Source organism: Micromonospora krabiensis, assembly GCF_900091425.1.
Taxonomy (GTDB): Bacteria; Actinomycetota; Actinomycetes; order Mycobacteriales; family Micromonosporaceae; genus Micromonospora; species Micromonospora krabiensis.
In genome coordinates this window covers 5,060,191-5,085,578 of sequence record NZ_LT598496.1, presented here as the reverse complement: position 1 = coordinate 5,085,578, position 25,388 = coordinate 5,060,191, and the positions used below count along the sequence as shown (strand labels likewise).

The window sequence follows — 25,388 nt, the reverse complement described above, 5'->3', positions numbered from 1 at the left end:
GCACGCCGGCCATGGTGGACCGGGCGCCGACCGACACCCTGGGAAGGATCGGTCAAGGGGCGGCGGTTGGGGGTCGCCGCCCCGTCCGAGACAGCCTCTCATCCCCGGCTCCGCCGGTCGACCTGGGATTCCTTCGGCCTGGGCCCCGTGCCGTCGGCTCGGTCAGAAGCCGCAGGTGTGCCCGGCTGAGTGGCTGACCTGGACGGTGTGCGTCACGCACCCACCGCCCTCGACGAGGTGCAGCAGGAAGGCGGTGGGCTCGTCCACCCAGCCGATCTCCTCGTCGGCGCTCATGGTGAGCGAGCTCTGGCGTACGGTGCTGGGCGCCACGGTGAGCACGGTGCCGGCGAAGGCCGCGGTGACCGGCCGGTGCAGGTGGCCCGCCGCGACCCGGACCACGTGCGGGTGCCGCCCGATCACCTCGGCGAGCGCGTCGGCGTCGGCCAGCCCGACCGCGTCGGCGGCGGGGAGACCGACGGTCACCGGCGGGTGGTGCAGGCAGACCACGGCCGGCACGTCCGGGCGCCCCGCCAACACCCCGTCCAGCCAGCCCAACTGCTCCTCGCCGAGCCGCCCCCCGCCGGCGCCGGGCAGCAGCGAGTCCAGTACGACGACCGTGGCCGTCGGATGGTCCACGTGGTAATACGCGGAGAACCCCCCGCCCAGCCAGGGCGTGCCCCCGAAGGTGTCCAGCAGCGATTCGCGGTCGTCGTGGTTGCCGGTCACGAGGTGCACCGGCAGCGGGAACCGGCCGATCACCTCGCGCAGCGCGAGGTACTCGTCGGGGCGCCCGTGTTCGACCAGATCGCCGGTGATCACCACGCAGTCGGGGCGGGGTCGCAGCCCGAGCACCCGCCCGAGTGCCCGGTGCAGCCCGCCGGCCGGTTCGGCGGCGAGCGGACCCGTCGTGACGTGGGGGTCGCTGAGTTGGGCGATGAGCATCGGCACGCCTCCTCGCGGCGGGACCCTCACGCTATCGCCGCGCCGCGCCGCACGGGGCCCGCTCCATCCACCGGCCGTGTCCACAGCCTGTGGATAGCACATGTGTACGAAGCCGCTGCGCGATCTTGATCGGGAGAGCACCGCTCACGTCATGAGTACGCTTGATCGCACGGTTCGGCGCCAGCCGACCCCACCCCTACCCGGAACGACGTGCGAGTGGATCACCAGCGAGTTCTCCGTGACGTCACGGTCCGCCTCCCCACGGCCACGACCGCTCTCGAAGCCTGCCAGTGGACCGTCACCACGCTCGCCCGCCACACCCCGGCCACCATCTCGGTGCTGCTCCAGGTCCGCGACCGTCTCCGCTGCGTCGCGGCCACCGGCGCGTGGCAGGTCTTCGCGACCGTACCGCCGAAGACCGGCATCGTCGGGCGGGTGTACGCCTCCGGCGAGGTCGCCATCGTGCCCGACGTCACCGTGGACCCCGACTACCTGCCCGTCCGCCCGGACGTGACCGCCGAGATCTGCGTACCGGTGCTGGACCCGGCGGGACGGCCGATCGGCGTCCTCGACCTGCAGTGGAGCGGCCCGGTCGACCTGAGCCCGTGGCGCGACACCGCCGAACGACTGGCCGCCCGGCTCGGCAGCCGGATCATGGCGCTGGGCGGCCCGCCGGCGGAGAGCCGCAGCGAGAAGCTGCTCCGGCACGCCGCCGCGCTCTCCGCCGCCCCGACCGAGCGGGACCTGTTGGCTGCCGCCCTCGGCGCCGCCCGGGACGTGTCCACGCTCTCCGCCGCCGTGCTGGTGCTCGCCGGCGACGAGGGACCCCAGCTCGACGCACCCCCGCTCGCCCCGACTGAGCTGGAGGGCCGGGTCCGCGCCGAGCTGACCGAGGCGGGGCCGGACGCGCTCTACCGCATCGTCCGCCGCGCCCACCGGTACGGCGCCGGCTACACCCTGGGCGAGTGCGGCCACCCGCCGACCGAGGACTACCGCCCGCTCGACCGGGCCGGCGTACGCACCCTCGTCACGGTCCCCTTCGGCCCGCCCGACGGCGGCGGGGTGCTGCTCGTCGCCGACGAGCGGGCACTGCGACCCGACCCGACCACGGTCAGCCTGACCGAGCTGCTCGCCACACAGGCGTGGAACAGCCTGGACCGGTTACGTACGCTCGACCGCCTCCGCGAACAGGCCAGCTCCGACCCGTTGACCGGGCTGCGGCACACCGGTCCGTTCGGGCAGCGGATCGCGGCCGCCACCCCGGGCCGGACAGCCCTGCTCGCGATCGACGTGGACGGCTTCAAGACGGTCAACGACACGTACGGCCACCAGGCCGGGGACCGGCTCCTCGTCGGCCTGGCCCGCGCGCTGGAGGGGGCGCTGCGGCAGGGCGACGAGCTGTACCGGATCGGTGGCGACGAGTTCGTGGCGGTCATCGAGGTGAACCGCCCGGAGGAGGCGGTACGGGTCGCCGAACGACTGACGGCGGCGGCCCGGAGCACCGGGCGCACCATCAGCGTCGGGGTGGCCCTGCCGCGCGCCGGCGAGTCCGCCGAGCTCACGCTCCGCCGCGCCGACCAGGCCCTCTACGCCGTCAAACGCCAGGGCCGAGACGGCGTCCACCTAGCCCCCGCCTAACCCCGCCCCCCGGCTCCCTCTCCCCGCCCTCACCCTCCCGCCCTCACCCTCCCCGCGATCTTGCACTTTCGGCCCCCGAATCGCGGCTTTTGCCCGGTTCCGCAGGGCACAAACTGCAAGATCGCGGAAAGCGGGGGCGGGGCGGGGGCGGGTCAGGGTTAGTGGGGGGTGGTTAGTTCGGTGGCTAGGAGTTCGGCTATCTGGGCGGTGTTCAGGGCGGCGCCCTTGCGGAGGTTGTCGCCGGTGATGAAGAGGTCCAGGGCGCGGGGGTCGTCCAGGGCGCGGCGGATCCGGCCGACCCAGGACGGGTCGGTGCCCACCGCGTCGATCGGCATGGGGAACTCTCCGGCGGCCGGGTCGTCGACCAGGATCACGCCCGGGGCGTTCCGCAGCGCCTCGCGGGCACCCTCGGCGTCGACCTCGGTGGCGAAGACGGCGTGCACGGCCACCGAGTGGCCGGTCACCACCGGCACGCGTACGCAGGTGGCGGAGACCTTCAGGTCGGGCAGGCCGAGGATCTTCCGCGACTCGTTGCGGATCTTCATCTCCTCGGACGACCAGCCGCCGTCGCCGGGCGAGCCGGCCCAGGGCACCACGTTCAACGCCAGCGGCGCCGGGAACGGGCCCAGCTCGTCGCCGACGGCCTGGCGTACGTCGCCGGTGCGGGAGCCGAGCACCCGGTCCCCGGCGACCTTGGCGAGCTGGGCGTGCAGGGCGTCCACGCCGGCCTGGCCGGCGCCGGAGGCCGCCTGGTAGGAGGCGAGCACCAGCTCGCGGAGGCCGTATTCACGGTGCAGCGGGGCGACCGCGACGATCATCGCGAGGGTCGTGCAGTTGGCGTTGGCGATGATGCCCTTCGGCCGGTTGCGGACCTGCTCGGGGTTGATCTCGGGGACCACCAGCGGCACGTCCCGGTCCATGCGGAAGGCGCCGGAGTTGTCCACGACGACCGCGCCCCGGTCGACGGCGACCGGTGCCCACCGCGCGGAGACGTCGTCGGGCACGTCGAACATCGCGACGTCGACGCCGTCGAGCGCGTCCGCGGTCAGCGCCTGGACGGTCAGCTCCTCGCCCCGGCAGCGCACCCGCCGCCCCGCCGAGCGCTCGGACGCGAGTAGCCGGATCTCGCCCCACACGTTGCGGCGCCCGCTGAGCAGCTCGCACATGACGGTGCCGACGGCACCGGTCGCCCCGACCACGGCAAGGGTGGGCAGCGCCCCCATCGGCGCTACCGCCCGGTCCCCGCGTAGACCACGGCTTCGGTGTCACCGCCGAGCTCGAACGCGTCGTGGATGGCGCGGACCGCCGCGTCGAGGTCGGTGTCGCGGCAGACCACGGAGACCCGGATCTCGGACGTCGAGATCATCTCGATGTTGACGCCGGCGGCACCGAGGGCCGCGAAGAAGCCGGCCGCGACGCCCGGGTGCGAGCGCATCCCCGCGCCGATGAGCGAGACCTTCCCGACGTGGTCGTCGTAGAGCAGGCCCTTGAACTTGACCGACTCCTGGATCTTGCTGAGCGCGGCCATGGCGGTCGGGCCGTCGGTCTTGGGCAGGGTGAACGAGATGTCGGTGCGCCCGGTGCCCTCGGTGGAGACGTTCTGCACGATCATGTCGATGTTGATCTCGGCGCCCGCGACGGTGTCGAAGATGCTCGCGGCGGCGCCCGGCTCGTCGGGCACCCCCACGATCGTGATCTTCGCTTCGCTGCGGTCGTGGGCGACCCCGGTGATCAGTGCTTGCTCCACAGGAAGGTCCTCCATCGATCCGGTGACCATCGTGCCGGTGTTGGTCGAGTATGACGAACGGACGTGGATCGGCAACCCCGCCCGGCGGGCGTACTCCACGCTGCGCAGGTGCAGGACCTTGGCGCCGCAGGCGGCCAGCTCCAGCATCTCCTCGTAGGTGATCTGCCTGATGTGCCGCGCGTTCGGCACGATCCGGGGGTCGGCGCTGAAGATGCCGTCCACGTCGGTGTAGATCTCGCAGACGTCGGCGTGCAGCGCGGCGGCGAGCGCCACCGCGGTCGTGTCCGACCCGCCGCGACCCAGCGTGGTGACGTCCTTGGTGTCCTGCGAGACGCCCTGGAACCCGGCGACGATCACCACGGCCCCCTCGTCGAGCGCGCCCTTGAGCCGGCCCGGGGTGACGTCGATGATCCGCGCCCGGCCGTGCACCGAGGTGGTGATGACGCCGGCCTGGGAGCCGGTGAACGAGCGGGCCTCGTACCCCAGGTTGTGGATGGCCATGGCGAGCAGCGCCATCGAGATGCGCTCGCCGGCGGTCAGCAGCATGTCCAGCTCACGGCCCGGCGGCAGCGGGCTCACCTGGTTGGCGAGGTCGAGCAGCTCGTCGGTGGTGTCCCCCATCGCGGAGACCACCACCACCACGTCGTCGCCGGCCTTCCGGGCGGCGACGATCCGCTCGGCCACCCGCTTGATCCGCTCGGCGTTGGCGACGGAGGACCCGCCGTACTTCTGCACCACGAGTGCCACGACGGTGCACTCCCTCCCAGTGACCCTGAGCGTGCCGACGCCGCCGGCACCTGGCCGGCGGCGCGTGTCAGACCTCCCCAGGGTATCCGCCCGGCCGAACTCACGGGTCAGGTGATCCCACCATCCGGCCCCCGGCGACCCCGGAGCGACGCCCCCTCCCAGGCCAGGCGCGAGGGGTGGCCGGGACCACGGCGACACGCCGGCGACGCGTGGGTCCGCCGGGTCACCGGACGACCGGAGCGGGTCGCAGAATGGGCCGGTGCACGCCCACCACCGCCCGGCTCACCGCCCACGCACGCCCGACCGGCCCGCGCCCGGCCCGCACCAGCCCCACCGGCGTACGCCCGGACGGCTCGCCCGGGGCGCGCTCGCCCTCGTCCTGCCGGCGCTCCTCGCCGCCTGCACCGCCGACCAGCCTGCCGCGCCGCCGCCGGACGACCCGGAGCCGGTGGCCGTGGACGCCGCCCGCGACGAGCTGGCCGGGCTCGCGGCTGCGGCGCAGGACCGCCACCTGACCGCCCGCTACACGTTGCGCCAGGACGGGGAGGCGGACCGGGCGATCGTGGTGACCAGCGCGAACGACGGAAGCTGGCGGGTGGACGTCCCGGGTGCCGCGCTGGGCGGGACGGTGGACATCTCGCTGGCCGCCACCTCGGCCGGGTTGTTCCAGTGCGCCCTGCCCTCGCCGGCGCGGCCGGAGCCGGCGACCTGCGTACGCGTGGGCGACCCGGACGACACGCTCCCCCGTCGCCTGGACCCCCGGGTGCAGCACCCGTTCACCGACTGGCTGGACGTGCTCACCGACTCGCGTGCCCCGCTCTCCGTCTCGCCGGCCACCCCGCCGCAGGGCGCGAGCGGGTCGTGCTACTCGGTGGAGAGCACGTCGGCGTCACTGAACGCCCCGCTGGGCGTGGGCATCTACTGCTTCGAGCAGGACGGCACGCCGACCGCGGTCCGGATCGACCTGGGCACGCTCACGCTGGCCGGGCCACCGGGGCCCGCCCCGGCCAGCGTCGCGTTGGCCGGGCCGGTGGTCGATGGCGAGCCGCTCGGCACGGCCGCGCCCCCGTCGCCCGATCCGTCGGTCAGCGCGAGCGCGGGAACGCCCTGATCTTCATCCCGTTACGGGTGCGCTTGCCCACATTTGGCCAACCCGCCCTGCCGGGCGAAACGGCCATACGGGACGCTTCCCCCATGGCCGACCTCACCCCGCTGCTCGCCTTCCGCTGGAGCCCTCGGGCGTTCGACCCGGACGCCGCGCTGAGCCCCGACGAGGCGGTCTCGCTGCTGGAGGCCGCCCGCTGGGCACCCTCGGCGGAGAACCGGCAGCCGTGGCGGTTCGCGCTCGGCCGGCGGGACGACGAGACCTGGAAGCGGATCCTGATCAGCCTGCCGGTCGACGACCAGGGCTGGGCACGGCACGCCTCCGCGCTGCTGGTGGCTGCGCACACGGGCGACGACGAGCGGGCCGCGTACGACCTGGGCCAGGCCGTCGCCCACCTCACCGTGCAGGCGACCGCGCTCGGCCTGCACGTGCACCAGCTCACCCGCTTCGACCGACCGGGCCTCGCCCTGGAGCTGGACCTTCCCCGCGAGGTCCACCCGCTCGTCGTCGCGGCTGTCGGCCGGATCGGCGACCCGTTCACGCTGCCGGAGGAGCTGCGCCGGCGGGAGGTCGGCCTGCGGCACCGTCACCCCGTCGCGGACCTGCTGCTCGCCTGACTACCCGATCGAGTCACCGCCGCGGCTGGCTTGGAGCAGAACCCTCGCGGCGTCGGTGTTGCGATAGAGGACGTGCCGGCCCTGTCGGGACCGGGAGACCAGACCCGCGGCGTGCAGCGCGGCGAGATGCTGGGAGACACCTCCGGCGGACATCGCGGTGAGTCGGGCCAGGTCGGTGGTGGTGGTAGCCGTCTCGAGCAGGTGCAGCAGCGCGGCCCGGCCGGGGCCGACCACCCGGGCCAACGGGTCACCCGGCGGCGGCGCGGCCGTCTCCCAGAGCGTCCCGAGGGCCCGGACCGGGTAGGCGGCCGCCGGCAGCGAATCCTCCAGCAGGTTCCACAGCACCCGGCGTTCGCTGAACACCGTCGGGTTCAGCGCCAACCCCCGGTCCCGCAGGTCGAAGTCCCGCTCGAACGGGTCGTCGCCGACCACCCGGTCGCCGCGCCAGCGCAGGCTCGGGTGGAGCTGTTCGAAGAACCGGCCGGCGCCGCTCTCGGCGAGCTGAGCGGCGCGGTACGCCACGTCGGCGTCGAGCAGCGCCCGCATCCGCGGCCAGTCCGGGGCGATCGCCTCGTCGTACCAGACCCGCACCGCGTCGACGAGTTGCGGCAGCAGCCCACGGGGGTCGGCGAGCAGCGCCTGCCCGAACGGACCCAGCGGCCGGCGCGGAGTGGTCGCCAGCAGGTCCTGGACCACCACGGCCGGCGGCGTCGCGGCGATCTGGGCAAGCTGCTCGGCCAGCTCCACGTTCGGTCGTGCCGCTGGGGTGACGAAGTCGGGCAGCGGGCACCCTCGCCAGGTCAGCTCCACCAGCGGTCGGACCCGCTCGGCGACCTCGGGACGGCGCAACGTCATCCGGGCGCGGTCGATCCAGGGCAGGTGCACCGGGTAGCGGACCGGGTTGGCCAGCGCCCACATGCTCAGGACCGTCTCGTTGACCGGCGACACGGCGAGCCGGACGCCCGCCACGTCGGCCAGGCTGAACCGCAACTCGGACACGTGCCCTCCTGGGAGCAGGATTCGGCCCAGCCTAAAAGGCTCGACCGATCTTGTGGGGACACGCTTCACTCTCCTGCCATGGGGGCCAGAGAGAGCATTCGTACCGCTGTGACGAACGTCGTACCGCCGGCCGGGTTGACCCGCGCGTTGGCCGTGCAGGCCATGGTCTACGCCGTCGGCAGCGGCCTGTTCCACGCCGGCAGCGCCGTCTTCTTCACCCGGGCGCTGGGGCTCAGCGCCGCACAGGTCGGGCTGGGCCTGTCCATCGCGGCGGGGGTGTCACTGCTCGGCACGGTGCCGTTGGGCGGGCTCACCGACCGGTACGGGCCGCAGCGGGTCTGGGTGGTCGGGCTGGTGCTGGACGCCGCGCTCTTCGCGTCGTACCCGTTCGTGGGCGGCTTCGCCGGCTTCCTCGCCGTGGTGGTGACGCTGGCGGCGGTGGACGCCTCGACGGGCGTGGCCCGCCAGGTCTACTCGATCAACGCGCTCCCGCCCGCCGAACGAGTCACGGCGATGGCGTACCAGCGGTCCTCGTTGAACGTGGGCTTCGGGCTGGGCGCCGTGATCAGTGGTTTGGTGCTGGCGGTGGACACCATCGCGGCGTACCACGCGATGGTGTGGTTCATCGCGACGGTGATCCTGGTGACGGCCCTGTTCGTACGGCGACTGCCCCGACTGCCGCAGGTGGCCCGCCCGGCCGAGCCGATGGGTCGGCTCGCGGTGCTGCGGGACCGGCCGTTCATGACGGTGTCCCTGCTGTCCGGGCTGCTCACCGCGCACGGGGTGCTCTACCTGACGGTCCTGCCGCTCTGGATCCTCACCCACACCGACGCCCCGAAGACGGTGATCGCCGCCCTGGTGCTGCTCAACACGGTCCTGATCGTGCTGCTCCAGGTACGCGTCAGCCGGGGTGCCGACACCGCTGCGGGCGCGGCGCGGGCCTCCCGCCGGGGTGGCCTGCTGATCGCCGTGTCCTGCCTGGTCCTGCCGATCTCCGGGGTCACCCGGGGCGCGCTCACCGTGGTGGTGCTGGTGGCCGCCGCGATCCTGCTGATCCTGGCCGAGCTGATCCAGTCGGCGGGCGCCTGGGGGCTCACCGCCACCCTCCCGCCGGACGACCAGCGCGGCGCGTACGTGGGGGCGCTGCGGCTCGGCGAGCAGGTGCAGTACCTGATCGCTCCGGCCGGGTTGACCGCGCTCGGGGTGAGCACCGGCGGCTGGGGTTGGTTACCGACGGCAGCGATCTTCGTGCTGGTCGCAGCGGCGATCATGCCCGCCGTGGCCTGGGCCGGACGGACGCCGAGGCTGGGTTCCCCGGCCCCGGAGCCGGCCATGACGTCGGTCCCGGAGCCGGCCATGACGTCGGTCCCATAATCCGGACCTACCTTTGCACCCCCGGTTCCATCACGTAGGGTCACGTTGTCATGTGGCGGGCGCTTCTTCTCCTTGGCCGCCGCGACGAGGCCTGACCGGCCGGCACCTCGTCGCGGAGTTGCTTCGCGCCGTCCAGCACATCCGAACCTCCCATCGGCACCGCCGGAGCATCGTGGCCCGGCACCAGCCGACACCTTCCGATTGCTGACGCCACCTGTTCAGGAGACCACTCCGTCATGACTGACACCGTCACCGACGTCGAGACCGATCCGTTCGCCCGGCAGCGCCCCAGCGGCATGCCGTTCCAGCGTTACGAGCCCTACCAGCGGCAGTTCCGCGTCGACCTGCCCGACCGCACCTGGCCCACCCGCCAGGTGGACGCGGCGCCGCGCTGGTGCGCGGTTGACCTGCGGGACGGCAACCAGGCGCTCATCGACCCGATGTCGCCCGAGCGCAAGCGCCGCATGTTCCAGCTGCTGGTGCAGATGGGCTACAAGGAGATCGAGGTCGGCTTCCCGTCGGCCAGCCAGACCGACTACGACTTCGTCCGGCAGCTGATCGAGCAGGACCTGATCCCCGACGACGTGACCATCCAGGTGCTCACCCAGTGCCGGGAGCACCTGATCGAGCGGACCTTCGAGTCGCTGCGCGGCGCCAAGCGGGCGATCGTGCACTTCTACAACTCCACCTCGACGCTGCAGCGCCGGGTGGTCTTCGGCCTGGACCGGGACGGCATCACCGACATCGCCACCACCGGCGCGCGGCTCTGCCAGAAATACGCCGAGATCCACACCCCGGACACCGACATCTACTACGAGTACTCGCCGGAGTCGTACACGGGCACCGAGCTGGAGTACGCGCTGGAGGTATGCAGCAAGGTCATCGAGGTGATCGACCCGACGCCGGACCGAAAGCTGATCATCAACCTGCCGGCCACGGTCGAGATGGCGACGCCGAACGTCTACGCCGACTCGATCGAGTGGATGCACCGGCACCTGCCGCGCCGCGACAGCGTGGTGCTGAGCCTGCACCCGCACAACGACCGGGGCACCGGCGTGGCCGCCGCCGAGCTGGGCCTGCTCGCCGGTGCCGACCGGATCGAGGGCTGCCTGTTCGGCAACGGCGAGCGCACCGGCAACGTGGACCTGGTGACGCTGGGCCTGAACCTGTTCTCGCAGGGCATCGACCCCATGATCGACTTCTCGAACATCGACGAGATCAAGCGCGCCGTCGAGTACTGCAACCAGCTGCCGGTGCACGAGCGCCACCCGTACGCGGGCGACCTCGTCTACACCGCCTTCTCCGGCTCCCACCAGGACGCCATCAAGAAGGGCTTCGACGCGCTGCACGCCGACGCGGCGGCGGCCGGGGTGCCGGTCGACGAGTTCACCTGGGCGGTGCCCTACCTGCCGATCGACCCGAAGGACCTGGGCCGCACCTACGAGGCGGTCATCCGGGTCAACTCGCAGTCCGGCAAGGGCGGCGTCGCGTACATCATGAAGTCCGAGCACCAGCTCGACCTGCCGCGGCGGCTCCAGATCGAGTTCTCCGGCGTGGTCCAGCAGGTCACCGACCACGACGGCGGCGAGGTCGAGCCGGGCGCCATGTGGGAGATCTTCGCCCGGCACTACCTGGTCGACCACCAGGCCGACCCGGCCGTCACGCTGGCCGGCTACACGATCGGCACCGCCGACGGCAAGGTCGAGATCGAGGCCCGCGTCGGCGTCGACGGCGAGCACCGGTCGCTCACCGCGGTCGGCAACGGCCCCATCGACGCGTACGTCAGTGCGCTCGGATCGGTGGGCGTCGGCGTACGGGTGCTCGACTACCACGAGCACGCCCTCTCCTCCGGCGGCGACGCGCAGGCCGCCGCGTACGTGGAGTGCGAGGTCGACGGCCGGACGGTCTGGGGCGTCGGTGTCGACGCGAACATCGTGACCGCCTCGATCAAGGCGGTGACCAGCGCGGTCAACCGCGCCCGGGGCTGACGTCGGTGGGGAGGGGCCCGCTCGAGCCTCTCCCCCTCCGGTCAACGCCGACGGTCGCGGGCGGGCGGGGTGGCGGCGGGCAGCGTGTGGCACGGCTGTGACGGCGGCGCCTCCCGCGGCGGTCGGTGGATCAGCGTCACCGCCATCGCCGCCCCGACCAGCAGCAGGCCCGTGCACCACAGCATCGCCTCGCGGAACGCCCCGCTCAGTTCGCCGCGCTGCTCGTACCCGCCGCCGGAGAGCCCGACGAGCAGTGGCAGGGCGGCGATCGCCAGCAGGTTGCCCGCCCGGGCCGCCGCGTTGCTGAAACCGCTGGCCACGCCCGCGAACCGGTCCGCGACGGCGGCCAGCACCGAGGCGGTCAACGGCGCCACCACCAGGGTCAGGCCGGCTCCGAAGAGCACCACGCCGGGCAGCACGTCGATCCAGTACGACGCCCCCGGTCGTACCTCCCGCAGGAGCAGCAGCCCGGCGGCGGCGACCACCGGCCCGACGGTCAGCGGCAGCCGCGGCCCGATCCGCGCCGACAGGGCTCCCGCACGGGCCGAACCGATCAGCAGCAGCACGGTCATCGGCAGCAGGGCGACCCCGGTGAGCAGCGGCGACCAGCCGATCACGTTCTGGAGGTAGACGGAGAGGAAGAACGTCACACCGCCGAGCGCGGCGTAGACCACGACCGTGAAGATGTTCAGCACGCTGAAGAGCCGGCTGGAGAACAGGCCGGTCGGCAGCATCGCGGTGTCCCCCCGGCGCCGCTCCAACAGCACGAACCCGACGGCGGCGGCCACGCCGGCCAGCGCCGAGCCCCACACCGCGGGCGCGCCGTACCCACGCCCGGGCGCGTCGATCAGTGCGTACGTGACGCCGCCCAGGGCGAGCGCGCCGAGCAGGGCGCCGGCCACGTCGAACCGCCGGTGACCGTGACCCTCCGTGCGCGTACGCGAGACGTCCTCGTCCCGGCTCTCCGGCACCCAGCGCAACGCGGCGAGCACCACGAGGACGGCGAGCGGCAGGTTGACGAAGAAGATCCAGCGCCAGGACAGCGCGTCGATCAGCCAGCCGCCGACGAACGGGCCGAGCGCGGTGGAGACGCCGGAGAGCCCCGACCAGGCGCCGATCACCCGGCCGCGGTCGTCCGCGTGGAAGCTCGACTGGAGCACGGAGAGTGAGCCCGGGGTCAGCAGTGCGCCGCCGGCACCCTGAAGGAAGCGGGCGCCGATCAGCCAGCCGGTGCCCTGGGCGAGCCCGCAGAGGACCGACGCGGCGGTGAACCAGACCACCCCGACGAGGAAGACGCGACGCCGGCCGAAGCGGTCGCCCAGCGCGCCGCCGAGCAGCACGAACGCGGCGAGCATCAGCAGGTAGCCGTTCAGGGTCCACTGGAGATCGGCCACGCTGGCGTCGAGGTCGCGGCCGAGCCGGGGCAGGGCGACGTTGACGACGGTGCTGTCCAGGAAGACCATGCCGGAGGCGAGCACCGCGGCGAGCAGGGTGCCCCGGCCCGCCGCGCTGCGGATGCGGAGTTGCGGCGCGGCCTGGTTCACGGCTTCCTATCTTTCCGTCACCATGTGGGAGACGCCACGAAACGCCGAAACCGTGCCCGGGTACTGTGCGGGATCGCCGGGAGCCCGCAAGCTGGAGGGGTGTCGTCTGTGCGTACCAGATCAGGATCGCGCGCGGCGCTGGCGGCCACGCTGGCCGCGGCGCTGTTGCTCGGCGCGTCCGGCTGCGTGCCGGTGGACGAGCCGAACCCGGACGTGTCGCCGACGCGCGGTGGCAACGCCCTGGAGGAGCTGTCCGAGCTGACCGTGGCCAGCGCCGGGGCCATGAAGGGTTACAGCCGGGCACGCTTCCCGCACTGGCGGGACACCGGCACCAACTGCGACGTGCGGGACACCGTGCTCAAGCGGGACGGGGAGAACATCAAGCTCTCCGGCTGCAACGTCGTCGGCGGCCGTTGGGAGAGCGTGTACGACGGTCGCGCCTTCACCGACCCGTCCGACGTGGACATCGACCACGTGGTGCCACTGGCCAACGCGTGGCGCTCCGGCGCCGACGAGTGGGACGACGCGAAACGCGGCGATTTCGCCAACGACACGACGCGACCGCAGCTCATCGCGGTTTCCGCGTCCTCCAACCGGGCAAAGGGTGATCAGGACCCGTCCCAGTGGAAGCCGGCGAACCGGTCGTACTGGTGCCAGTACGCCGAGCACTGGATCACGGTCAAGCACCACTGGCGGCTGACGGTGACGAGCGCCGAGAAGGCCGCCCTGACCGACATGTTGGAGGGCTGCACATGGGCGAGCAAGCCGTGACCGGCGCCGAGGCCGTCGGCGACGGTTCACCCGGGTCGGGGGCACCGGCCGCGGCCGGCATGAACGCGGACGGCAGCACCGGGACGCCCGGGGCGCTGCCCGGCGCCGGCATGAGCGCCGACGGACCGGCGGGCGCGACCGCCGCGGTGCCCGGCGCCGGCATGCAGGCCGACGCGGAGAGCGGCACGGGCACGCAGGCCGCCGACACGACCGGCGGCGCGGCCGGCGGCACCGGGCCGCAGAGCCGGACGGCCGACATCGTGCCCGGCCCGGGCGGCGTGATGACGGACGAGGTCGGCGTGGTCACCGGCGACCTGACGCTCCGCACCGAGTGGGCCGACGGCCGGGTCACCCTCCGGGTGCAGTACAAGGACGCCGACGAGTGGTACGTGGTCACCGGCGGCACGGCCGCGCTCGCCGACCCGGCCGGCCTCGACGCGGTGCACGGGATCGCGCTCGGCCTGCTGAACCGCCCCGAGGGCTGACGCCGCCCGGGGCGGTCCACCTTGGTTGCTCGCTCCGAGCCCGCCGGTCAGACGTACGAGCCGGGCTCGCTGGGCGCGGACACCACGCCGGGTGCCTCGCCCTCGTCCTCGGGGCGGACGATCTGCGCGCTGACCTTGTGCGGGCGCAGCTCGCCGCTGGCGATCTGCTCGGCCCAGTGGCAGGCCACCCGGCTGCCGCCGATCTCCCGCAGCGCCGGCCGCTCGTCCTTGCACCGAGTGGGCTGCGCCCAGGGGCACCGGGTGTGGAACCGGCACCCGGCGGGCGGGTTGGCCGGCGAGGGCAGGTCACCGGCGAGGAGGATCCGCTCGCGGCGGTCCTCGACGTCCGGGTCCGGCACCGGCACCGCCGACATCAGCGCCCGCGTGTACGGGTGCAGCGGCTCCGTGTAGAGCCGGTCGCTCGGCGCCTCCTCCACCAGCGCGCCCAGGTACATCACGCCGACGGTGTCGGAGATGTGCCGGACCACCGCCAGGTCGTGCGCGATCACCAGGTAGGTCAGGCCGAGGCTGTCCTGGAGCTCGTCCAGGAGGTTGACGACCTGCGCCTGGATCGACACGTCGAGCGCGGAGACGGGCTCGTCGGCGACGATCAGCTCGGGTCCGAGGACCAGCGCCCGGGCGATGCCGATGCGCTGCCGCTGGCCGCCGGAGAACTCGTGCGGATAGCGGGACAGCGCCCAGCGGGGCAGCCCGACCGCGTCGAGCGTCTCGCCGATGATCCGGCGCCGGTCGTCCCGGTCGGCGCCGATCCCGTGGGTCTGGAGCCCTTCGGTCAGGATCGACTCGACGTTCTGCCGGGGGTCCAGGCTCGACATCGGGTCCTGGAAGATCATCTGCATGCGGCGGCGCATCGAGCGGAGTTTGCCCGGGGGCAGCGTGGTCAGCTCGACCCCGTCGAAGGTGACCTCACCACCGGTGGGCGGGGTGAGCTGGAGCAGCGCGCGCCCCAACGTCGACTTGCCGCAGCCCGACTCGCCCACCAGCCCGTAGGTCTTGCCCCGGGGGATGCGCAGGTCGACCCCGTCGACCGCCTTCACGTGCCCGACCGTGCGGTCGAAGAGCACGCCACGCCGGATGGGGAAGTGGACCTTCAGGTCGCGTACCTCGACGAGGATGTCGTTCTCGCTCACGCTGGTTCCTCCTCGCGCGGGGCGGGCACCTCGGCCGGCGCGGTCGCCGGGTCCGCCGGTGCGGCGGGGGCGTCCGGGCCGACCGAGGCGCCGGGCGGGATCGAGCCGGGCACCGGCGCCGGGTTGACGCACCGGTAGCTGCGCCCGTCGTGGGTGAGTACCAGCTGCGGCGGCTCCCCCACGCACTCGTCGGTCCGTCGGGCGCAGCGCGGGGCGAAGGCGCAGCCGTCCGGCCAGGGCAGCACGTCACGGACCGAGCCGGGGATCGGGTTGAGGCGTTCGCCGCGGCCCGCGTCCAGGCGCGGCACCGAGCCGAGCAGACCCACGGTGTACGGGTGTCGCGGCTCGCGGAACAGCGGCCGGCGGCGGGCCGTCTCGACCACCCGCCCGGCGTACAGCACGTTGATCGTGTCGCACATGCCGGCCACCACGCCGAGGTCGTGCGTGATCATCACGAGGGCGGTGCCGGAGTCGCGGACCAACTCCTTGAGCAGCTCCAGGATCTGCGCCTGGATGGTGACGTCCAGTGCGGTGGTCGGCTCGTCGGCGATGAGCAGCCGGGGCCGGCAGGCCACCGCCATGGCGATCAGGGCGCGCTGCCGCATACCGCCGGAGAGCTGGTGCGGGTACTCCTTGAGCCGACGTTTCGGGTCCGGGATGCCGACCCGGTCTAGCAGGTCGGCAGCCTCCTTGGCCGCCGCGGCGCCCTTCATCCCCCGGTGCCGGGTCAGGACCTCGGTGACCTGCAGGCCGATCGGGATGACCGGGTTCAGGGAGGAGAGCGGGTCCTGGAAGATCATGGCGACGTCGCGGCCGCGGATGTCCCGCCGCGATCGGTCGTCCAGCTGGAGCAGGTCCGTGCCGTCGAATACCGCCTTGCCGCCGACCCGCAGGCCCGGCTGCTTCGGCAGCAGACCCATGATCGCCAGCGAGGTGACGCTCTTGCCGCAGCCGGACTCGCCGACCAGGCCGACCACCTCGCCGGCGTCGACGGAGAACGAGACCCCGTCCACGGCGTGCACGGTGCGCTGGCCGCGCCGGGCGAACGTGACGGAGAGGTCGTCCACTTCGAGCAGTGCCATTATCGGCCTTCCCTTCGCGACCGCGGGGCCCGCGAGATCACTTGGCGCATCGGGACCTACTTCCGCAGCTTCGGGTCGAGGGCCTCGCGCATCGCCTCACCGAGCAGGGTGAAGCCGAGCGCGGTGATGATGATGGCGAGGGCCGGGTAGATCGCCAGGCCCGGCCGGATGCCCAGGTACGGCTGCGCGTCGGCGAGCATCACACCCCACTCGGGGGTGGCCGAGTCGGGGTTGCCGAGGCCGAGGAACGAGAGCGCGGCGGCCTCGATGATCGCGGTCGCCAGGGTCAGGGTGGCCTGCACGATGACCGGGGCGATCGAGTTGGGGATCACGTGGGTCAGCGCGATCTTCGGCTTCTTGACGCCGAGCGAGGTGGCGGCAAGCACGTAGTCGCTGTTGGACTGCGAGATCATCGAACCGCGCAGCAGCCGGGCGAAGACCGGCACCGACACCACACCGACGGCGATCATCACGGTGACCAGGCTCGCCCCGAGCAGGGCGGCGATGCTCACCGCGAGGAGCAGGCTCGGCATCGCGAGCAGCATGTCGACGAAGCGCATCAGCGTGTTGTCGACCCACCGTCCCCAGCGGCCGCCGAGACCGGCCGCGGCGCCGGCGACACCGCCGACGAGCGCGCCGATCGCGAGACCGATCAGGGTGGAGGCGACACCGACCAGCAGGGTCTGCCGGGCGCCGACGATCATGCGGCTGAACTCGTCACGGCCCTGGTGGTCGAAGCCGAGCCAGTGGTCACCGGAGGAGCCGGGGATCAGGCCCTGCCCGGACTTGACCAGACCCTCACGGATGCCGATGGCGTCGGTCGGGCCGTACGGGACGAAGAACGGCCCGACGACGGCGACCAGGACGAACAGGGCGAGGATGACCGCGCCGATGATGGCGGCCGGGTTGCGCCGGAGCCGGCGGAACGCCTCCTTCCAGAGGCTCACCCCCTGCTCGTCGTCGCGGGCGGCCAGCTCGGCGAGCCGGTCCAGCTTCTCGCGCTTCTTGCCAGCGGTGATGGTCATCGCACCCTCACCCTCGGGTCGATCACGCTGTAGGAGAGGTCGACCAGGAGATTCACCAGTACGTACACCACCGCGATGATCATGATGAAGCCCATCAGCACCGGGTAGTCGCGTTGGCTGATGGCCTCGGCGACGAAGGCCCCGATGCCGCTGAAGGCGAAGACGGTCTCGGTCAGCACCGCACCGGAGAGCAGGCCGCCGGTGAGCAGGCCGATCGAGGTGACCACCGGCAGCAGCGAGTTGCGCAGCACGTGCCGGCCCCGGACCGTCCGCTCGGTGAGGCCCTTGGCCTCCGCCGTACGGACGAAGTCCTCGTTGAGCACCTCCAGCACGCTGGCCCGGGTGATCCGGACGATGATCGCGAGCGGGATGCTCGCCAACGCGATGCCGGGCAGCACCAGGTGCCAGAGCGCGTCGGCGGCGGCGTCCCACTCGCGGGTCATCAGCCCGTCGAGGACGAAGAAGTTGGTGACCCGGGTCGCGCCGATCGTCGGGTCCTGGCGACCGCTGGACGGGAACCAGTGCAGGTTCTCCGAGAAGATCGCCTTGAGGACGTACGCCAGGAAGAACACCGGGATGCAGATGCCGATCAGCGAGCCGCCGACCGACAGGTGGTCGAGGAGCCGGCCGCGACGGCGGGCGGCCAGGTAGCCCAGCGGGATGCCGATCCCGATGGCGATCACCATCGCCATGACGGTCAGCTCGACCGTGCCGGGGAAGCGCTCCAGGAACTCGGTGACCACGGACCGCTTGGTCGAGGTGGAGGTGCCGAGGTCGAGCCGGATCAGTCGCCGGACGAACCGGCCGTACTGCACCAGGATCGGCTCGTCCAGACCCATGTTTCGGCGGATCGCGGCGCGCATCTCGGGCGTACCGCGCTCGCCCAGGATGGCGGTCTCGGGACCGCCGGGCAGTCGACGGAGCCAGATGAAGAGCAGGAGGGAGAGCCCGAACAGCGTCGGTATCAGCTGAAGCAGGCGTCTGACGATGAACCGGAACACGGGCGGCCTCGGAAGGGGTGCGGAGGGGTACGGGCGGGCGCTGAGGTTCCAGCGCCCGCCCGCGTTCCTTGCGTCAGGTCAGGACTTGAACTCGGCCGTCGCGTACCGCTCGTCGGTGAGCGGGCTGGCCTTGATGCCGGTCACGTCCTTGCCGAACACGATCGCCGGCGGCGAGTGCGAGACCGGCACACCCGGCAGGAAGTCCATGATGGCCTTGTTGAGGGCCTTGTACTTCTCGGTCCGGGCCGCGATGTCGGCGGTGGTGTCGGCGTCCTTGAACTGGTCGAACAGGGCCTTGTTGGTGAAGCCCCACTCGTCCTTCGGACGGTCGAAGAAGGTGCCGATGAAGTTGTAGCCGTCGCCGTAGTCACCGGTCCAGCCGAGGAAGTGCAGGTCGTGCTTGCTGCCGGAGGTGGTGGCGTTCAGGTAGTCCGGGCTCCACTTCAGCGGAATGCCCTCGACCTTGATGCCGACGGCCTGAAGGTCCGCCGAGAGCAGCTCGTAGATGTCCTTCGGGCTCGGCATGTACGGCCGGGTGACCTCGGTCGGGTAGTGGAACTTGAGGGTCAGGTTCGACGCGCCGGCGTCGGCCAGCAGCTGCTTGGCCTTCTCCGGGTTGTAGTCGTACTTGGTGACGTCGCCGTTCCAGCCCTCGACGGTGTCCGGCATGAAGTTCAGGGCGACCTTGGCGCCCGGGGGCAGCTTCGAGTCGACCAGGGCCTGCCGGTTCAGCGCGTACGCGATGGCCTGCCGCACCCGGATGTCCGCGAGCTTCGGGTTGCCCTTCTGGTTGATCGCCAGGTAGAGCACGTTGAACGCCGGGCGGGTGAGGACGTTGAAGCCCTCGTCAGCGAGCGGCTTGACGTCGGCCGGGCCGACCAGGTCGTACCCCTGGATGTCGCCGGAGCGCAGCGCCTGCTTCCGGGCGTTCTCGTCCGAGATGGTCTTGAAGATCAGGGTCTTCAGCTTGGCCTTGGGGCCGGAGTAGTCCTCGTTCCGCTCCAGGGTCAGCGTCTTGTTCGCGACGTCCCAGGACTTGAACTTGAACGGGCCGGTGCCGGTCGGGTGCGCCGTGGCGTACTCGGGGTACTTGATGTCCTCCGCGGTGCCGCCGACCGTGCTGGCGTTGTACTGCTCCAGCGCCTTCGGGCTGTGGATGGAGAACGATGGCAGCATCAGCGCGGCCGGGATCTTGCTGGAGACCCGGGTGAAGGCCAGGTCCACAGTGGTGGCGTCCTTGGCGGTGCAGGACTTGAAGAGGCTCGGCGGCAGCTCCGCGTCCTCGTTGGCGGCGAAGCCGCCCATGACGTCCTGCCAGTACGCGGTCACGTCCGGGCTCTGCATGAGGCCCTTGGCGTTGTACCAGCGGTTGAAGTTGTAGCAGACAGCCTCGGCGTTGAAGTCGGTGCCGTCGTGGAACTTCACGCCGGAACGCAGCTTGAACGTCCACGTCGTGCCGGCGGCGTCCGGCGTCCAGGACTCGGCGAGGCCGGGAGTGACCTTGGTGCCGCCCTCCTCCGGGCGGACCAGGGTCTCGAACACCTGACGCGCCACGCGCAGCGACTCGCCGTCGCTGGCGAAGCTGGGGTCGAGCACCTTCGGGTCTCCGGCGACGCCGAAGACGAGGGTGTCCTTCTTGCTTCCACCGGAACTGTCGTCGCGGTTGCTCTCGGCGCAGCCTGCTACCGCGAGGGCCGCAACCGCGACGGCCGCTATCGCGGCCTTCGGCCTGGATGCACGCATGGTGCTTCACCTCGTCCTAGGGGGTACGGACAACGTGGTGACAGGGGTCACCGATGGCGGTGACCATAGCTCCCGTGGCGACCGTGCGGAAACCGTCGTGTGGACGGTTGGTATCGGATCGTGTCTTTGCTTCGATCTGGCCGAAGATTCTTAGGTGAACGGGCGATGATGCCGAGGATTCCGCGCTCACGATGCCAAACTGTTACGTCGATCGGGCGGGTCCGAGCGCCAGGTGTCAGATCAATTGACGACCACCGAAACGCCGTCTGGGCTGGTCGGAATCGGACCGCCGAACGGCTCGGGCAGGGCCCGCAGACCCCCGTCCGGGCCGGCGCGTGCCACGCCGCCTCGGCCGGCGCCTCATGCCCGGGCGGGGGGCCCGTCAGACGGCCCGGCGCCCCTCGAAGGCGCGGCCGAGGGTGATCTCGTCGGCGTACTCCAGGTCACCGCCGACCGGTAGACCACTCGCCAGGCGGGTCACCGCGATGCCCATCGGCTTGACCATCAACGCCAGGTAGGTGGCGGTCGCCTCGCCCTCGGTGTTCGGGTCGGTCGCGAGGATCAGCTCACGGACGGCGCCACCACCGAGCCGGGTCATCAGCTCACGGATGCGCAGATTGTCCGGCCCGATGCCCTCCAGCGGATTGATCGCCCCACCGAGCACGTGGTAGCGCCCGCGGAACTCCCCGGTCCGCTCGATCGCCACCACGTCCTTCGGCTCCTCGACCACGCAGAGCACCTCGTCGGTGCGGCGCGGGTCGCGGCAGATGCGGCACTGCTCGGACTCGGCGACGTTGTAGCAACTGGTGCAGAACCGCACCAGCTCCTTGACCTTGCGCAAGGCACCGGCGAGCCGGTTGACGTCGGCCGGGTCGGCCGACAGGACGTGGAACGCGATCCGCTGGGCGCTCTTCGGGCCCACGCCCGGGAGCCGGCCCAGCTCGTCGATCAGGTCCTGGATGGCGCCCTCGTACATCTGCCGCTCAGAAACCGGGCAGGCCGAGGCCGCCCATGCCGCCGGTGACCGGACCCATCTTCTTCTCGGTCAGCTCGCGTGCCGCCTCGGCGGCGTTGTGCACGGCCGCGACGACCAGGTCCTCCAGGGTCTCCACGTCGTCCGGGTCGACCGCCTTCGGGTCGATCTTGATCGCCTTGAGGTCACCGGAGCCGGACACGGTCGCGGTGACCAGGCCACCGCCGGCGGTGCCGGTCAGCTCGGCCTCGGCCAGCTCGGCCTGCGCCTTGGCGATCTGCTGCTGCATCTTCTGCGCCTGCTTCAGCATCTGCTGCATGTTCGGCTGTCCACCTGGGCGCACGATGGCTCCTTCTCGCACTCGTCTGCTCGGCCGCCGCTCAGCCTATCCGTCCGTGAGCGGGCTCGCCCCTCCCGGTGCTGGCGCCCACGCCGCCGCGGGCGGACGATCATCGCAACAGCACCGAGGGAGACCGGATGACCGTCGAGCAGGCCGCCACGAGCCTGGAGGGGCAGGCCGTCTCCTGCGCCCGGATGGCCGCTCACCGGTACGCGGACCTCCTGCGCCGGGCCGCCGACGACGTCCGCGCCGGAGGCCCCTGCGCCGACGTGCTCGCCGGCTACCTGGACGCCCCGGTCGACGCGGTGGTGCCGATCCGGCTGCTCGGCGGGGTGCACGCCCTCGTGTTGACCGGCCGCGCGCCGGCGCTGGCCCGCTTCTATCCCAGCGCCGGTGGCCGGCAGACGCCCGGCGACGAGGCCGCCGCCTGGGAGGCGTTCCGCGCGGTCGTCGACGCCGAACGCGAGACGCTGCGCGGCTGGCTGCGCCGCCCGCCACAGACCAACGAGGTGGGCCGGGCGCACCTGCTGGTGGCGGGTCTGCTCCACACGCTGCGCGAGGTCGGCGACCGGCCGGTGCGGTTGTTCGAGCTGGGGGCGAGCGCCGGGCTCAACCTGAACGCCGACCGGTTCCGGATCGAGGCGACGAACTTCGCGTGGGGACCGGCCGACTCCCCCGTACGCCTGCCCGACGCGTGGCGCGGCGGCGCGCCGGAGTGGCTACGGGAGGCGGCTCGGGCCCACCCGGAGCTGACCGTGGTGGAGCGGTCCGGCTGCGACGTCACCCCGCTCGACCCGGCCAGCGACGACGGCGTGCTGGCGCTGCGGGCGTACGTCTGGCCGGAGCACACCGCCCGCGCCGCTCGGCTGGACGGCGCGCTGGAGCTGGCGCGGCGGCTGCCCCCGCCCGTCACCGCGATCGGCGCGGCGGACTTCCTGACCGGGATCGACCCGCGACCCGGCACGCTGACGGTGGTGTGGCACTCGGTGATGCGGCAGTACGTGCCGGCCGAGGAGTGGACCCGGGTGCTCGCCGAACTCGACCGGCTCGCGGCCGCCGCCGGGGACGACTCCCCAGTCGCGCACCTGTTCTTCGAGCCCCAACCGCCGCACGGTCGCCACTTCGAGCTCCACGCCCGCCTCAACGGGGGCCCCGAACACCTCCTGGCAACCGCCCACCCCCACGGCCTCCCCGCCTGGACCCGCTAGCCCGCCGATCCCCGCGCAGCCCGCGCCCGCCCTCGATCGGAGCGGGCTCAGCGGGCGTCGGCCTCGTTGATCTTCTCGGCGCCGAAGGCCTCGCGCAGCAGTCGTACCGCCTGCTCCTCGCTCGACTCCCGGGCCGTCTTCTCGTCGATGACGTCGTCCGTCGGCTCGTCGCCGGGGTCGAACCCCTCGTAGACCGGGGTCGCCGGTGCCGCCGGCCGGGCCGCGCCGGGCCGGACCGGGCCGTCGTAGTCCGGGTCGTACGGCGGCTCGCCCGCCCAGTCGCTGTCCGCGGTCTGCCGGGCCGGCTGGGCGGTACGCGATCCGCGCGCCGCGGCTGCCCGGGCGGCGGCGATCGCGCTGTTCACCGGTCCACCGGCGCCCTGCCGGGGCGTGACCGGGGCAGCGGAGGGACTCGCCGAAGCGCTCCGGCCGCTCGACCCGGGGCCGGCACCCGGCTGGGCAGCGGCACTTCCCTGACCGCCTGCCGGCACGCCGCCGGGACGGGCCGCCTCGGGCCAGTCGTCACCCGCGTCACCGGCCGGTTCCGGCGCGCCGTCGATCCCCCCGGGGCGGGCCGGCTCCGGCCAGTCGTCCTCGTCGCCGGCCGGCGCGTCGCCGACCGCCGTGCCGTTCGCACCACCGCGGGCCGCACCGGCACCCCCGGCCGAACCGGCGCCACCACCCGAGCGGGCCGTAGCGGCGGCATCGGCCGAGCCGGAGCCGCCGGAGCCGCCGGCCGAGCGGGCCGCACCGGGTCCACCGCCGGCAAGAGCCGCACCGGACAGGCCACCGGCCGCGCCAGCGCCGCCAGTCGGGCCGGACGGGCCAGCGCCACCGGACGGGCCGGTCGGACCGGACGGGCTGGTGCCGCCAGTCGGGCCGGACGGGCCAGCGTCGCCGGGGCCGACGGTCGACGCCGGGCGAGCGGCAGTCGGGGCGGCCGCCCGTGGCGGCCCGGACACGGAGGCGGCACCCCGCTCGCCGGCCACCTCGCAGCGGATCTGCCAGCGGCCGCCGAACTCCTCGTACAGCGCCTCGGCCAGCACCGACGTGTGGTTACCCATCATCTGGGCGAGGACCGGCGACTTCACGGTCAGCACCAGGGTGTCGCCGTCCACGTCGCGGACCACCGCGTCACGCATCAGCGCGGCGGCCGGCTTCTTGATCCGGTTGACCTTGGCGACGATGTCCGGCCACACCCGCCGGACCGCGACAGCGTCGAGCTGACCCGTCGGGGCGGCGCCGGGGCGCGGCGGCTCGGGCGTGGCCGGGTCGGGCATCACCGCCGACGGCGGTACGACACGGCGGGCGGGAGCGCCCCCGGCCGGGCCACCCGCCGGGGCGGCACCACCCCGGGCCGGGTCGGGCGCGGAGCCACGGGCGCCGTCGGCGACGCCGACCTCCGGGGAGCCGGCTGAGCCCTCGGGGGCCGGGGATCCGGCGGCCTCGGTTTCCGGCGAGCCGGCGGCGGGGCGCCCGGCGTCCGTCGGGCCGGCGGCGCGTGCGACCGCCGGAGAGCGGGCGGCGGTCGCCGCCCCCGCATTGGCGGCGGCGGCACGGGCGGCGGCCACCCCGGAGAGGGTGCCGGCAGCCGCCGGCCCGCCGGCGGTCTCCGCGTGGGGCGCGGCGTCAGCCGCGGACGGGGCGGAGGGCGCCGGGCGTACGGCCGGGGCGGAAGCCGGTGGCGCGGAGCCGGCGGCGGCCGACGGCGCGTCGGTGCCGGTCAGGGTGAGCCGGCGCTCCATGCGTTCGAGGCGCTGGAGCAGGCCGCCGGTGCTGTCGTCGGCGCCGGGGAGCAGCATCCGGGCGCAGATCAGCTCCAGCAGCAGCCGGGGCGCGGTGGTCCCGCGCATCTCGACCAGGCCGTTGTGCACGATGTCGGCGCAGCGGGACAGGGTGGCCGGGCCGAGGCGCTGGGCCTGGGCGGCCATCCGCTCGATCTGGTCGGCCGGGCCGTCGATGAGGCCCTTGGCGGCGGCGTCCGGCACCTGCTGGAGCACGATCAGGTCCCGGAGGCGTTCCAGCAGGTCGGAGGCGAAGCGGCGTGAGTCGTGCCCGGCCTCGGCGACCCGGTCGACGGTGGCGTACGCGGCGGCGCCGTCACCGGCGGCCAGCGCGTCGCACATCTCGTCGATGAGGGCGGAGTCGGTGACGCCGAGCAGCGCGACGGCCCGGGCGTAGGTGACCCCCTCCGGGCCGGCGCCGGCGATGAGCTGGTCGAGCACGGAGAGGCTGTCCCGCATGCTGCCCGCGCCCGCGCGCACCACCAGGGGGAAGACCGCCGGCTCGACGGTGACCCCCTCCGCCTCGCAGAGCTGCTGCAGGTAGGGGCGGACCACCTTCGGCGGGAAGAGCCGGAACGGGTAGTGGTGGGTCCGCGACTTGATCGTGCCGAGGACCTTCTCCGGCTCGGTGGTGGCGAAGATGAACTTGACGTACTCCGGGGGCTCCTCGACCAGCTTGAGCAGGGCGTTGAAACCGGCCGACGAGACCATGTGCGCCTCGTCGATGATGTAGATCTTGAAGCGGCTGCGGGCCGGCGCGAAGAACGCCTTCTCGCGCAGCTCACGGGCGTCGTCGACACCGCCGTGGCTGGCCGCGTCGATCTCGATGACGTCGATCGACCCGCCGCCGTCGGGGGCCAGCCCACGGCAGGAGTCGCACTGCCCGCACGGCTCCGGGGTGGGGCCCTGCTCACAGTTGAGCGACCGGGCCAGGATCCGGGCGCTGGAGGTCTTGCCGCAGCCGCGCGGGCCGGAGAAGAGGTAGGCGTGGTTGAGCCGGCCACTGCGCAGCGCCTGGGACAGCGGCTCGGTGACCTGCTCCTGGCCGATCATCTCGGCGAACGTCCGCGGCCGGTACTTGCGGTAAAGGGCCAGTGCCACCCGTCCCGCCTCCTCTCGACCGA

The 25,388-nt window shown here is 72.9% G+C and carries 21 protein-coding genes; 8 read left to right on the top strand and 13 right to left on the bottom strand.

The features are described from left to right. Window positions 1-162 precede the first annotated feature (162 nt). Window positions 163-942, bottom strand: coding sequence for a phosphodiesterase (locus tag GA0070620_RS23315; protein WP_091599249.1), 780 nt, complete (start codon window positions 940-942; stop codon window positions 163-165). A 216-nt stretch (window positions 943-1,158) separates the two neighbouring features. Here GA0070620_RS23315 and GA0070620_RS23310 point away from each other — a divergent pair, with 216 nt between their 5' ends. Continuing rightward, window positions 1,159-2,580 (top strand): sensor domain-containing diguanylate cyclase, encoded by a 1,422-nt coding sequence (locus GA0070620_RS23310; protein WP_091594199.1) that lies wholly within the window; start codon window positions 1,159-1,161, stop codon window positions 2,578-2,580. Between the two features lie 158 nt (window positions 2,581-2,738). On the opposite strand, the gene GA0070620_RS23305 is transcribed toward GA0070620_RS23310, so the two are convergent. Then, window positions 2,739-3,803 carry an aspartate-semialdehyde dehydrogenase gene (locus tag GA0070620_RS23305; protein WP_091594197.1) on the bottom strand — a complete coding sequence of 355 codons (1,065 nt, stop codon included), beginning with the start codon at window positions 3,801-3,803 and terminating at the stop codon, window positions 2,739-2,741. A 5-nt stretch (window positions 3,804-3,808) separates the two neighbouring features. After that, on the bottom strand, window positions 3,809-5,074 hold the full coding sequence (locus tag GA0070620_RS23300; RefSeq protein ID WP_091594195.1) for an aspartate kinase: 1,266 nt from the start codon (window positions 5,072-5,074) through the stop codon (window positions 3,809-3,811). Window positions 5,075-5,333: 259 nt separating this feature from the next. On the opposite strand from GA0070620_RS23300, the gene GA0070620_RS23295 reads away from it, so the two are divergent. Together GA0070620_RS23295 and GA0070620_RS23290 are read left to right on the top strand one after the other, a co-directional pair. Further along, the gene (locus GA0070620_RS23295) at window positions 5,334-6,185 is read left to right on the top strand and encodes a hypothetical protein (RefSeq protein ID WP_231921930.1); all 852 of its coding nucleotides are present in this window, start codon (window positions 5,334-5,336) and stop codon (window positions 6,183-6,185) included. A gap of 83 nt (window positions 6,186-6,268) precedes the next feature. Continuing rightward, window positions 6,269-6,796 carry a nitroreductase family protein gene (locus tag GA0070620_RS23290; RefSeq protein ID WP_091594193.1) on the top strand — a complete coding sequence of 176 codons (528 nt, stop codon included), beginning with the start codon at window positions 6,269-6,271 and terminating at the stop codon, window positions 6,794-6,796. Here GA0070620_RS23290 and GA0070620_RS23285 read toward each other — a convergent pair whose 3' ends face one another. Then, window positions 6,797-7,795: an ArsR/SmtB family transcription factor gene (locus tag GA0070620_RS23285; protein ID WP_091594191.1), complete on the bottom strand. Its 999-nt coding sequence runs from the start codon at window positions 7,793-7,795 to the stop codon at window positions 6,797-6,799. A gap of 108 nt (window positions 7,796-7,903) precedes the next feature. Here GA0070620_RS23285 and GA0070620_RS23280 point away from each other — a divergent pair, with 108 nt between their 5' ends. Beyond that, window positions 7,904-9,169, top strand: a complete 1,266-nt coding sequence (locus GA0070620_RS23280) for an MFS transporter (protein WP_157741698.1) — start codon at window positions 7,904-7,906, stop codon at window positions 9,167-9,169. A 236-nt stretch (window positions 9,170-9,405) separates the two neighbouring features. Beyond that, entirely contained in the window at window positions 9,406-11,157 is a 1,752-nt protein-coding gene (leuA, locus tag GA0070620_RS23275; RefSeq protein WP_091594187.1) for a 2-isopropylmalate synthase, read from the top strand. 41 nt (window positions 11,158-11,198) lie between these two features. On the opposite strand, the gene GA0070620_RS23270 is transcribed toward leuA, so the two are convergent. Next, window positions 11,199-12,701 (bottom strand): MFS transporter, encoded by a 1,503-nt coding sequence (locus GA0070620_RS23270; protein ID WP_091594185.1) that lies wholly within the window; start codon window positions 12,699-12,701, stop codon window positions 11,199-11,201. Between the two features lie 108 nt (window positions 12,702-12,809). Here GA0070620_RS23270 and GA0070620_RS23265 point away from each other — a divergent pair, with 108 nt between their 5' ends. Together GA0070620_RS23265 and GA0070620_RS23260 are read left to right on the top strand one after the other, a co-directional pair. Further along, the gene (locus GA0070620_RS23265; protein ID WP_091594183.1) at window positions 12,810-13,472 is read left to right on the top strand and encodes an HNH endonuclease family protein; all 663 of its coding nucleotides are present in this window, start codon (window positions 12,810-12,812) and stop codon (window positions 13,470-13,472) included. Beyond that, window positions 13,454-13,957 carry a hypothetical protein gene (locus GA0070620_RS23260; RefSeq protein WP_377520625.1) on the top strand — a complete coding sequence of 168 codons (504 nt, stop codon included), beginning with the start codon at window positions 13,454-13,456 and terminating at the stop codon, window positions 13,955-13,957. Before GA0070620_RS23265 ends, GA0070620_RS23260 begins: the two co-directional genes overlap by 19 nt. 47 nt (window positions 13,958-14,004) lie before the next feature. Here the strand turns inward: GA0070620_RS23260 and GA0070620_RS23255 are convergent, their stop codons facing one another. The 7 genes from GA0070620_RS23255 to GA0070620_RS23225 form a co-directional block, all read right to left on the bottom strand. After that, window positions 14,005-15,108 (bottom strand): ABC transporter ATP-binding protein, encoded by a 1,104-nt coding sequence (locus GA0070620_RS23255; RefSeq protein ID WP_091594181.1) that lies wholly within the window; start codon window positions 15,106-15,108, stop codon window positions 14,005-14,007. Then, window positions 15,105-16,190 carry an ABC transporter ATP-binding protein gene (locus GA0070620_RS23250; RefSeq protein ID WP_091594179.1) on the bottom strand — a complete coding sequence of 362 codons (1,086 nt, stop codon included), beginning with the start codon at window positions 16,188-16,190 and terminating at the stop codon, window positions 15,105-15,107. Before GA0070620_RS23250 ends, GA0070620_RS23255 begins: the two co-directional genes overlap by 4 nt. A gap of 56 nt (window positions 16,191-16,246) precedes the next feature. Further along, window positions 16,247-17,215, bottom strand: coding sequence for an ABC transporter permease (locus tag GA0070620_RS23245; RefSeq protein WP_091594177.1), 969 nt, complete (start codon window positions 17,213-17,215; stop codon window positions 16,247-16,249). Next, a complete protein-coding gene (locus GA0070620_RS23240) occupies window positions 17,212-18,216 on the bottom strand; it encodes an ABC transporter permease (RefSeq protein ID WP_091594175.1) in 1,005 nt (334 codons plus the stop codon). The genes GA0070620_RS23245 and GA0070620_RS23240 overlap by 4 nt, the downstream gene beginning before the upstream one ends. Before the next feature lie 78 nt (window positions 18,217-18,294). Beyond that, entirely contained in the window at window positions 18,295-19,959 is a 1,665-nt protein-coding gene (locus GA0070620_RS23235; RefSeq protein WP_091594173.1) for an ABC transporter substrate-binding protein, read from the bottom strand. Between the two features lie 382 nt (window positions 19,960-20,341). Then, the gene (recR, locus tag GA0070620_RS23230; RefSeq protein ID WP_091594171.1) at window positions 20,342-20,935 is read right to left on the bottom strand and encodes a recombination mediator RecR; all 594 of its coding nucleotides are present in this window, start codon (window positions 20,933-20,935) and stop codon (window positions 20,342-20,344) included. A gap of 7 nt (window positions 20,936-20,942) precedes the next feature. Beyond that, window positions 20,943-21,251, bottom strand: a complete 309-nt coding sequence (locus tag GA0070620_RS23225; protein ID WP_231922466.1) for a YbaB/EbfC family nucleoid-associated protein — start codon at window positions 21,249-21,251, stop codon at window positions 20,943-20,945. A gap of 158 nt (window positions 21,252-21,409) precedes the next feature. On the opposite strand from GA0070620_RS23225, the gene GA0070620_RS23220 reads away from it, so the two are divergent. Then, window positions 21,410-22,480 carry a DUF2332 domain-containing protein gene (locus GA0070620_RS23220; protein WP_091594167.1) on the top strand — a complete coding sequence of 357 codons (1,071 nt, stop codon included), beginning with the start codon at window positions 21,410-21,412 and terminating at the stop codon, window positions 22,478-22,480. 47 nt (window positions 22,481-22,527) lie between these two features. Here GA0070620_RS23220 and GA0070620_RS23215 read toward each other — a convergent pair whose 3' ends face one another. Further along, window positions 22,528-25,365, bottom strand: coding sequence for a DNA polymerase III subunit gamma and tau (locus GA0070620_RS23215; protein WP_091594165.1), 2,838 nt, complete (start codon window positions 25,363-25,365; stop codon window positions 22,528-22,530). Window positions 25,366-25,388 lie beyond the last annotated feature (23 nt).